4 protein-coding genes are annotated in these 10,889 nt (G+C 75.5%); 1 reads left to right on the top strand and 3 read right to left on the bottom strand.

All coding sequences use genetic code 11. From position 1 onward, the window contains the following. Nucleotides 1-21: 21 nt before the first annotated feature. The 3 genes from ACN6LM_RS21940 to ACN6LM_RS21930 are packed head-to-tail and all read right to left on the bottom strand — an operon-like array spanning nt 22 to nt 8,809. Nucleotides 22-6,012, bottom strand: coding sequence for an SDR family NAD(P)-dependent oxidoreductase (locus ACN6LM_RS21940; protein WP_445067077.1), 5,991 nt, complete (start codon nt 6,010-6,012; stop codon nt 22-24). After that, nucleotides 6,009-7,592 carry a PfaD family polyunsaturated fatty acid/polyketide biosynthesis protein gene (locus ACN6LM_RS21935; protein WP_445067076.1) on the bottom strand — a complete coding sequence of 528 codons (1,584 nt, stop codon included), beginning with the start codon at nt 7,590-7,592 and terminating at the stop codon, nt 6,009-6,011. The genes ACN6LM_RS21940 and ACN6LM_RS21935 overlap by 4 nt, the downstream gene beginning before the upstream one ends. A gap of 56 nt (nt 7,593-7,648) precedes the next feature. Next, a complete protein-coding gene (locus tag ACN6LM_RS21930) occupies nt 7,649-8,809 on the bottom strand; it encodes an SDR family oxidoreductase (RefSeq protein ID WP_445067075.1) in 1,161 nt (386 codons plus the stop codon). Nucleotides 8,810-9,493: 684 nt separating this feature from the next. On the opposite strand from ACN6LM_RS21930, the gene ACN6LM_RS21925 reads away from it, so the two are divergent. Further along, on the top strand, nt 9,494-10,888 hold the full coding sequence (locus ACN6LM_RS21925; RefSeq protein WP_445067074.1) for a wax ester/triacylglycerol synthase domain-containing protein: 1,395 nt from the start codon (nt 9,494-9,496) through the stop codon (nt 10,886-10,888). Nucleotide 10,889 lies beyond the last annotated feature (1 nt).

Here is a 10,889-nt window from a genome sequence, read left to right as displayed (position 1 = left end):
GGAGACCGGGGGCCGGTGGTGTCAGGAGGGGCGGCGGACGAGTTCCACGCCGGTCAGCTCCAGCAGGACACCCCCGTCGGCGTCGATCAGGGCCGCGTCGCACCGCGCGCCCGTGGCATGCGTCTTCCGGCCCCGCACCACACACCGCACCTCGCCGTCCACCGGGCCGCGCCGGTGCACACGGCACTCGGCCACCGCCATCGGCAGCGTCTCCGCCCCCAGGGCCACCTCGGCCCACAGCAGAGCGAGTTGGAGGGCGCCGTCCACCGCGGCGGCGTCCAGAGCCCCATGGGGACCTGCCCAGCCCAGACCGCGGACACCCGCGACGACCGCGTAGGCGCCGTCCTCCGAGACACCGCGCACCGCGCGCAGGGCATGGAACCGGGGGCCGTGGAAGAGGGCCGTCCCCTCGTACGGGCCGGCCGGGCCGAGCGGCTTCAAGGACTCGGGTGCCGCCCAGGCGCCCGCGGCCGGCCTCCCGCCCCCGGTGTCCAGGACCGCCCGGAAGTACGCCGGACCGGCCTCGCCCCGTAGCTCGGCCTCGAGCCCGGACGGCGCACCGGGCGCGCCCCGGCTGCCGAGCAGGGTGAGCCGGTGGCCCCCACCCGCCAGGTCGGGCAGGGCGCACGTCCGGTACACGCGCAATTCCCGCACGACGAGTGGACCGGGGGCCGGGAGCCATGCCGCGCCGGCACCCGCGAACCAGTTCAGGGCCATCGCCACGGGCAGCACCGGCACATCGGCGGGCGCGTGGTCCGCCAGCTGCGGCAGCGAGTCCGCGCGGACGAGGACCTGCGCCCTGGACGGGCCGCCGGCCGGTGCGACGGCCGCCGGGTCGTCCCCGGCCACCAGCACGACCCTGGGCTCACCGGCCGGGCCGGCCACCTCGGCCGTGAAGGCGGCGGCGCCCGGCGCCAGGGGAATGAGCGGCACCCCGGACCGGCGGAAGTGCGCCGCGAGGGACGGGGTGACCATCCCGCCCTGCCAAGGCCCCCAGGCCACGCAGCGCACCAGGCAGTCGGGGCGGCGGGCCTGCTCTGCCGACGCCACCTGGTGCAGGATCTCGTTGGCCATCGCGTAGTCGCACTGCCCCGGATTGCCGAACACGGCGGCCACCGAGGAGAACAGGACGATCGTGTCCAGGGGATCGTCGGCCGTCGCCGCCAGCAGGGCCCGCAGACCGTCCACCTTGGTGGACATCACCAGCTCGGCCTGCTCGTCGCTCTTGTCGGCGATCCGCTTGTCGGCCAGCACCCCCGCACCGTGCACGAGACCGGTGACCGGACCCCACGTGTCACGGACCTCGCGCAGGGCCGCGGCCAGGGCATCCCCGTCACGGGTGTCCACCTGGACGTACCGCACGGGGGAACCGGCCGCCTCCAGGGCCGCCAGTGTCGCCCGCACCTCGCGTGCGGCAAGAATCTCCCGCGCCCGGGCCGCGATCCGCGCGGGCGGTGCGCCCGCCCCGGCCCCATCGGCACGTCGGGCCAGCAGGCTGGTGAGCGCTTCCTCGTCGGTCGCCGCGCCGAGCCCGTCGGGCTCGGCGTCCGGATCGGTCCTGCCCAGCAGCGCGATCCTCGGACGGTGGGCCCTGGCCAGGTCCCGCAGGGCGGCGGCAGTGACCCCCCGGGCGCCGCCGGTGGCCACGATCACCGACGCGGAGGTGATCCGGACGCCGCCGGAGGGGGCGGCCGGGGCGGGCAGCAGGCGCGGGACGTGCCGTGAGCCGTCGGCCCGGAGACCGGTCTCCGGGTCGGCTCCGCCGTCGAGCAATTCCCGTACGACCGCCTCGGCGACCGCTTCGTCGTCCCGGCCGCCCCGCTCGCAGTCGATGACCCTGCACGACCCGTCCGGCCACTCCTTCGCCGCTGTCCTGACCAGTCCGGCGACCCCGCCGAGCCAGGCACGTTCGCCGCTGCGGCCGCCGAGGCCGAAGTCGCCTCCGGTGTCCTGCACGGCCACGAACAAGGCGTCGCCCTCGGCCGCCCGCGCCGCCACCGTGCGTGCCGCACGGAGCGCCGAACGGTGGACCTCCCTCGCCTCGTCCGGTGCACCCGCCGCGGTGAGCGCGCCGAGATGGACGACGGCCCGCGCGCCCGACGGAACCTCGGCCATGGCGGTGGCGTCCACGCCCCGCTCCACCAGCTTCCGGGCGACGAGACCGGTCAGCCCGCACCCGTCCGGACCCTCGCCGGTGACCACGACCGGCCCGTCCAGCAGCCCCGCCGTCGCCAGGCCGGACGCAGGGGTCTCCACCAGGTGCGGCACGAGCCGCGTCAGAGTCACGTCCTCGCCGGAGCGGGCGTCGGGGACGGGAAACCCGGCATCCTCCGGAGCGCCGGCTTCCGCGACGGCGGCGGGCGCCTCCACGGGCGTGGGGCCCGTGACGAGCGCGTCGACGATCTCGCGCAGGGTGCGGAGCCGGCCCAGGCGTCCGACGTCCCCGGACGCCAGGTCGCCCACTTCGCGGCGGACGGCCGACAGGATCTCGACGCGCTTGATGGAGTCGACGCCCAGATCCGCCTCCAACTCCATGTCCACGTCGAGCATCTCGGCCGGGTAGCCGGTGAGCCGGGCCACCACCGACAGAAGGACGTCCCGCAGTTCCGAGGGCGAGAGGGACCGCGGCCCGGCGTCATCGGCCGGATCGGAAGCCAGTCCCGCGGCCGGCGCCGGAGCGGCTGGGGCGGGCTCGGGCACCGGGGCGACGGCGGCCGGTGGGGCGGGTGCGAACGCGGGAGCCGGCACCGGCACCGGGGCGGGCGCCGCAGGGCGGGGGAGCGGCAGCGGTGCCGTGGGAGCCGGAAGGACGGGCGCGTCCCCGGCGAGCGGCACGCCGAGCATCGCGGACATGCTCGTCTCGGTCATCCGGAGAAACGCCAGGTGGCTGTCGACCAGCATGCGCTGACAGGCCACGTGGGCCTCCGCCGTCTGCCGGTGCATCTGGTCCAAGGCCGCGTACAGATCCGGGCCCAGGGGGCCCGGGGTCTCGGGCGCGGCGGCGGAGACCGGGGCGCCGACAGCACCCGCGGTCTGCGTGGGCACGGGGGAGGTGAGGTGCGCGGGCATGGGGGCCGCCTGGATCTCGGGCTCGGGTACGTGCGGGGGACGCGGCCGGGGCGCCGGCTCACCGAGCGGTCCGGCGGCCGCGGCACGGGGCGGGGGGAGCTGACCGTGGTTGGCTCCGCTGATCTTCACCGTCATTCGGGGCTCGCGCTCCTTCGCTGAGGTCTCGGGCGAGTCGTAGGGCGCCCAGAGAGCGCCGAGGTCGAGGGGCACACCGCGCACGGACAGCTCGCCGAGTGCCGCGTGCAGGCCGCCGGTTCCGTTCCGGCCGGGCCCGTCCAGGGAGACGGCGGTGTGCGGCCGGTCGCCGAGGGTCTGTCCGGCCAGAACGGTCAGCGCGTTGCCCGGGCCGATCTCGACGAACGTGCGCACCCCGCTCGCGTACATGGCCTCGATCTGGTCCTGGAAGAGCACCGGTGAGGCGAGGTGGCCGGCGATCCGACGGCGCACCTCCTCCGGATCCGTGGGGTACGGTGCCGCGTCCGCGTTGCCGTAGACCTCGATCCCGGGCGCCCGCAGCGGCACCGACCGCAGGTACGCGGCCAGCGGCTCCGCGGCCGGGGCGACGACCGGACTGTGGAAGGCGGTCGACGTGGCCAGCCGCCGGGTGGCCACACCTTCGGCGGCGAACGCCTCCCCGGCGCGTGCGACAGCGTCCGCCGAGCCCGAAAGGACCACCTGGCGAGGCGCGTTGTGATTCGCGGGCCAGACATCCCCGAACGCCCCTCCGGCCAGCACCCGCGCGACATGGTCGCGGTCCGTCGCCACGGCCAGCATCGCCCCCGGCACGCCCGCCGCATCCCGCATCAGCTCGCCACGGCGCCGGGCGAGGCCCAGCAGTGCCCCGGCGTCCAGCACGCCCGCGCGGTGCAGCGCCGTCAGCTCACCGAAGCTGTGCCCCGCCACACAGTCCGGGCGCAGCCCCAGCTCCCGCACCACCTCCAGCAGCGCCAGCGCGTGCACCGCCAGCGCCGGCTGCGCCCACTCGGTGGCGTCCAGCAGCGCCTGCCGGGCCGCGCGCTCCTCGTCGCCGAAGGCGGGTGGCGGGAACACCACACGGTGCAGAGGCTGTCCGTCGAAGGCGGTGCCCCCCAGGCGGTCCCACACGGCCTGTGCCGCGGGGACCAGCATGGCCGCGCCGGCACCCATCCCCACGTACTGCGAACCCTGCCCGGAGAACAGGAAACCGATACGTCCGGGAGCCGGCTCCCCGCACGCGTACCGGGCGCCGAACGGTGTGGCGAACGCCGTGCCGGGGCGCTGCCCGATCAGCGCGAGGGCGCGGTCGTACTTCTCCCGCAGCTCCTCCCCGTCGGAGGCCACGATCGCCAGGCGCACCGGGGCGGCGCGGTCGAAGGACGCCTGGCTCTCCCGGGCCAGTGCCGCGAGCGGTCGGCCCCCGTCCGCCGGCGGAGGCACCAGCTTGCCGGGGGAGTCCCCGCTGAACAGGACGAGCTCGCTCGGCGTCGAGCGGTGGCGCGGCACCGGCCGGGCCCTGCCGCCCGAAGGCACGTACTCCTCCAGCGTGACGTGGAAGTTGCTGCCGCCGAACCCGAAGCTGGAGACCGAGGCCCGGCGGGGATGGCCCGGAGGCCGTACCCACGGACGCGTCTCGGTGTTCACGTAGAACGGACCGTCGGGCCGGGCCGCCTCCGGGTTCGGCCGCTCGACCTTCACCGTCGGCGGCAGTACCTGGTGGCGCAGGGCCATGACCGCCTTCAGCAGCCCCGCCGCACCCGCCGCACACTTGGTGTGGCCGATCTGGGACTTGACCGAGCCGATCGCGCACCACTGCCCGTCCGGCCGCCGCGATGCCCCGAACACCTCGTTCAGAGCCGTGAGTTCGGCCGTGTCCCCGGCCTTGGTCCCGGTGCCGTGCGCCTCGACGAGTTCCACCGTCTCCGGTCCGTAACCCGCCTCCTCGTAGGCGCGCCGCAGGGCCCGTGCCTGGCCCTCGGGCAGCGGTGCGTAGATCGCGGTGCCGCGGCCGTCGGACGAGGTGCCGATGCCGCGGATCACGGCGTGGACGCGGTCGCCGTCCCGCTCCGCGTCCGACAGCCGTTTCAGGGCGTACATGACGACGGCCTCGCCCAGCATCGTCCCGTCAGCCGCCGCGGAGAACGGCCGGCAGTCCCCGCTGGGGGACAGCGCCGGCGTCTTGGAGAAGCACAGGAACATGCCGACGTCGTTGCCCGTGTCCACACCCCCGCTGATCACCAGGTCCGCCCGGCCGAGGGCCAGTTCGCCGACTGCCGTCGACAGGGCTGCCAGCGAGCTGGCACAGGCCGCGTCGGTGGTGTGGTTGATGCCGTGCAGATCGAACCGGTTGGCGATCCGGCCCGCGACGACGTTGCCCAGCAACCCTGGGAACGTCGACTCGCGCCACGGCGCGAACCGGGCCGAGATCCGGTCGCACACCGCCCGCGCATCGGCCTCCGGGAACCCGCTCTCGCGGAGAGCGGCGAGCCACACCGGGCGGTGCGTCCGCCCGTACATGTGCGGAAGCAGTTCCAGGGCCGCCGCGCCGAGGACCACACCGGTCCGGTCCGGGTCCACCCGCTCCCTGCCCCCGGCGTCCGCCAGCACCTGGTCGGCGACCATCAGGGCGAGCAGCTGGGAGCTGTCCGTCGACGACAGGACAGCAGGGGGGATGCCGTACGCCAGCGGGTCGAAGCCGACCTCCGGCAGGAAGGCGCCCCGGCGGGCGTACGTCCGGTCGGGGGCCGCCGGGTCCGGGTCGTAATGGTCCTCGACCCGCCAGCGGGACGCGGGCACTTCCGTGATCAGGTCCCGCCCGCCGGTCACGAGCCGCCAGTAACCGGCCGCGTCCGTCGCACCGGGCACCAGGGCGCCCACCCCCACCACGGCGACGGGGTCGCGGCTGAGCGCGGAGGCACGCACATGATCTCCTCGGGGAGCGGGCCGAGGGACGCCCGGGCCGCTCATGCCGCCCCGCACGGAACGTACGTGAACGCCTCTGGCGGCAACGGGATGCCATGAGTGCGCAGTTGATGGGCACGGGTCAGTACCGCGGCACCCTCGAGCAGGTGGAGAGCGATCCCGACCACGGTCCGGTTCGCGGGATCGGCCAGCGGTGTGCCCGCGACCCACCGGTTGAAGGACCCCATCGAAGGCCCGCACCAGATCTGGTAGTCCGCACGCCGTGACGGCTGCCCTTCGATCGCCCAGCGACTCGAACTGCCCAGGTACCAACGGAAGACCAGCGCCATCCGGTGCTTCGGATCCGCCTCCGCGCGCGCGATCTCGGAGGGATCGCGCTGCTCCCAGAACGACCGCGTGCGCTGCCAGGTCTCGTCGAACGACGCGCCCAGCACATCTCGTTCGAGCGTGGTCCGCAGAGCGGGCGGGACCTCCTCCAGCGAGCCGTGCGCCCGGTACGCCGCGTGGAGCCGGCCGGCCCGCTGGGCGAACATCGTCCCCCGCGACAGCACTTGCAGCTTCACGCCCAGCTCGAACATGTCGGCCGCCGGTGCCATCGCCACGTCGGCGATGTCCGCCTCGCACAGCATGGCCTTGGCCTCCGGACACAGACCGGCCTCGACAGCGGTCTGGTTCACCGACCCCACCACCACGTAGGACGCGCCGAGGGCGAAGGCGGCGGCCACCGCGTCGGGTGTGCCGAGGCCGCCCGCCGCGCCGATCCGGACGGGCCTGCGATAGCCGTTCCGCAGGCAGACCGCGTCGCGCAGCGCCGCGATCCTCGGCAGCAGAACCGACAGCGGCCGGTTGTCGGTGTGCCCGCCGCTGTCCGCCTCCACGGTGATGTCCTCGGCGACCGGCACGCACGCCGCCAGCTCCGCCTCCTCCCGCGTCAGCCTGCCCTGGGCCACGAGCGGCTCCAGCAACCCGGTGGGGGCGGGGGAGAGGAACCTCTCCGCCACCTCCGGCCGCGAGACCTTCGCGAACATCCGCGTACGCCGGACGACCGTCCCATCGGCGCCCCGGCGCAGCCCCCGCGCCGCACACCACACGACGGCCGGCGTCAGCTCCATGTACGCCGACGCGGAGACCACGGGGACACCGCGGCGCACCAGGAGTTCGGCGACGCGCTGCTCCAGTTCCGGCTCGGCCGGTGAGTGGATGAGGTTGACGCCCCAGTTCCGCGACGTACCCAGTTCACGGACGAGCGTGTCGACCGCCCGTGCCACCTCCGCGTACGCCAGGCCGCCCGCGCCGAAGAAGCCCAGCATCTCCGCCCGTGCCATCTCCGCCACCATGTCCGTGGTCGCGATCCCGTTCGCCATCTCGCCGGCGACATAGGGGAACCGGACGCCGTGCGCCTCGCAGAACGTACGGCCGCCGAGCCATTCCGGATACAGCGGCGGCAGTGTCCCGAGTACCCGGTCCGGAGGCACGGGACCGAGCGCGAGCCCCCGCTCACGGCCGTCAGGGCCGCAGACCAGATGGACGGGCTCACGGATGCGCCGGGCGCAGGCGGCGATCCCGTCGGGGGAGAAGACCTCCCGGGCCACCACGGGGGAGCCGGAAGCTGCGAGGACGGACACGGGGATGCTCCAACGGAACGAGGAGGAGGGGAACGGCAACAGCTGGACGCGGCAGGTCAGGCGCAGCGAACGGAGCGCGGGGCCGCCGCTCCGCCCGGCGGCCCGGGCACCGTCCGGGCGCGCGGGGCCAGGCCGGCCCACAGGTAGTCGGCCCCCACCGGGGCGGACGCGGCCGAGGCGCCCAGCAGTGCTCTGACCCGGGTGTCGTCGAACCGCCGCCGGTGCGCGAGGTAGGCGGTCATGCCCGGGTAGAAGTCCAGCAGTGCCTCCAGGGCCGTCGGCGCGCCCGGACGGGTGGACACCAGCTCCACCGCGAGCGGGACGAGCCGCTCCAGCACGTCCACGACCGTCGTCACGGGGACGTCGCGGTCGTGGACGACGTGGTACGTGTCAACCCCGGTCGAAGGGGCCCGGACGGCCAGCCGCACCATGACGTCGGCCGCGTGCTCCACCTGGAGGAGGTTGAGCCGGCCGTGCGGGTGCCCGACCATCCGAACGCGCGGCCGGACGTCCGGGGCGCCGGCCCGCCGCCCCCCGGGGCCGGAGGCGTCTCGCGCCTCCCGCAGGATCCGTTCGATGACCTGGAGCGGGTGCGAAGGCAGCTCGGGATGCGGTGGCAGGTCGGTGACCAGGATGCTCGGCCGCAGGACCACGACCGGCCGGCCGTGCTTCCGCGACCACTCGTGCACCAGCAACTCGGCCTCGTACTTGGAGTGTTCGTAGGCGTTCTCGAAGCCGAAGGCGTCGTCCAGCTCGTCCTCGTACGCCACCCCCTCGCGCCGGGCACCGGCCACGAACGCGGTACTGACGTGGTGCACACGGGGCCTGAGCCGGCCGGCCGCGGCCAGCTCCAGGACGTGCCGCGTCCCTTCGACGTTGGTCCGGCGCAGCTCCGGGAGGTCCGCTTCCAGGTTGATGCTCCCCGCGCTGTGCCAGAGCGCGCCGATCGTGTCGGCCAGCTCGTGGAACTCCCGCTCCGACAGCCCCAGCCGGGGCCGCGCCAGGTCGGTCTCCACCACCCGCAGCCGCTCGGGGAGCGCGTCGGTGAACGCCGGGGCGGAGCCGGTCAGTTCGAAGAACCGGACGATGCGGTGCAGAGCGTCCCCCGAGCCGGCGTGCGCGAGAACCGTCACCGACCGGTGCGTGTCGAGCAGACGACGCAGCAGACGCAGGCCGAGGAATCCGGTGGCGCCGGTGAGGGCAACGTGCACGGCCATGGCTCCAAGGGCTACGGAAGGGACAGCCCGCGCCCGCCGCGTACGGCGGAGCACGGGACGGTGCGGCGACCGGGAACGGCGTGCCGCCACTCCGGGCGACGCCGGCCTCGCCGTCGGCTCCACGGCCCTCCCCGAGCACGTTGATCGTCGACGCACGGCACACCATGGCAGACGGCGGGCGAAGCGGAAGACCTCGATCCGGGCGGCTCACCCGAACGAAGTACACCCCGCCGTCGCGGGCCGCGCCCGTCAGCGCGGGGGCCGTGGACCGCCGGCGCCGAGGCGCGGCCCTGTGCGCACACTCGTGCGCGTCCACGGCACTCGCGGGGGAGTGCGCGCCCGCCGCGCGTCCCTCCTTCGGGGGAACGTGCGGGCCGCCCCGGAGGAGACCGCGGGCCAGGTCCCGGAGCGCCGGCCGGCGGGAGCTGTCGGCGAGCGGCGCAGGAGCGACAGGGCAGTCGGGCCGTCGCCGCCGTACGCGCGAGGCCCGCGGCCGGCCGGTGCGCTCCGCCGGGGAGGCCCGGGGCCGGCGCCGGCGGTGGTACGGACCCGCGTGGCCGGTGGCCATCCTGGGCTGCGCGGCGGGCACGCGCCGCCTTCCTCCGCCGCGCGCCGTGCTCGCCGCCCGGCACCCCGTCCCGGCGCACGTCAGCGCGCGGGCCCGTCACGATGGAGTCCACACCCATGTTCGTTCCCTGCCGGTCCGCCTCGCAGGCGGAGTCATCGCCGTCCACCACGCCCCTGCCGCCGGCCCGGCCCGCACCCTCCGCCGGCCATTCCGGCGAGACGCCTCCGGCAGCCCCGCCCGAGCGTCCCTCCGCCCCCGCACACCTGCGCGTCCATCCCGTGGACCGCGCCTTCCTCGACCTGGAACGGACGCGCCCCGACGTCCGCTGGGACACCGGTGGCATCGCCTACCTGAGCGGCCCGCCCCCCGCGCTCGCGGACCTCCGCGCCTACGTCGCGTACTGCCTGCGCGGCGTACCCCTGATGACGAGCCGGGTGACGGGCGGCCGGCGGCCGCGCTGGCAGCCGGACGAGGACTTCGCCGTGGACCACCATGTCCACGAGTCCGTCGCCGACGGGCCCGCCGGGTGGGACGCCGCCCTGCACGCCGCGCTCAACGCCCCCTTCGCCCCCGGCGCCTACTGGGGGATCTGGCTGGTCCACGGTCACGCCGACGACACCTACGCCGTGTGCTACCGCCTCCGCCACGCCTGCCAGGACGGTTCGGCGGCGGCCATGGCCTTCCGGGCACTGCTCGGCGAGGGAGAACCGTCGGGCCGCCCCGTCCCGGCACCGGGCCGCCGCTCCGCCGTGCCCGGCAGGGTGGCAACGGCCCTCCGGCTCGCGGCGGCCTTCGCGGCCGGCACGCTCGTACGCCGGTACCGCCCGGTCGCCGGGTTCGCGCCGACCGGGGAGCGGCGGCTGTACCGGGGACGTGTGCCGGCGGACACCCTGCGCGGCATCGGCGCCGCCGTGGGCGGCTCGGCGCACGACGCGCATCTCGCCGCGCTCGCCGGAGCGCTGACGGCCTGGTCCGGGAAGGCGCGCATCCCCCTGCCGCGGGCCACGGCGGTGCTCCCGGTCGACGCACGGCGCCCCGACGAGGAGCAGGCCTGGGGGAACCGCTGCTTCGCCCTGCCGCTCGAACTGCCCGTCCACATCGCACCGGCGCACCCGGGCGCGGCCCGGCTGCGGCTGGACCACGTCACGGCGGCGACGCGGAAACTGCGAGGCGCCACGTGGCGGCAGGCGATCGTAGACCTGGTCCGCCACATGCCGGCCCGCCCCACCGCGTGGTACATGCGCCGGGTGCTCTCCCCACGCGTCACCAACGTCATGGCCACCTCGATGCCACTCGCCCACCGGGGCAGCCTGGGTGAGACTCAGGTCACGGGGACCGCCCTGCTGCCGCTCGTCGTGCCCGGGCACCTTTTCGCCGTCGGGCTCTCGTTCTTCGGCGAGTGGGCCGAGGTCTCCGTCATCGTCGACAGCGGCCTGGACCTGGGCGGGGAGCTGCCGGACCTGTGGGAACGGGCCGTGGCGGAACTGGCGGAGACAGTGGCGCCGCGCTGAG

It is taken from the genome of Streptomyces sp. SAS_281 (genome assembly GCF_052542855.1).
This window is presented reverse-complemented; position numbering and strand designations above follow the sequence as displayed.

What these genes read in the sequence shown, in the direction of transcription:
- ACN6LM_RS21930 (WP_445067075.1), bottom strand. Translation starts at nt 8,809, where the DNA reads ATGGCCGTGCACGTTGCCCTCACCGGCGCCACCGGATTCCTCGGCCTG.
- ACN6LM_RS21925 (WP_445067074.1), top strand. Translation starts at nt 9,494, where the DNA reads ATGTTCGTTCCCTGCCGGTCCGCCTCGCAGGCGGAGTCATCGCCGTCC.
- ACN6LM_RS21940 (WP_445067077.1), bottom strand. Translation starts at nt 6,012, where the DNA reads ATGAGCGGCCCGGGCGTCCCTCGGCCCGCTCCCCGAGGAGATCATGTG.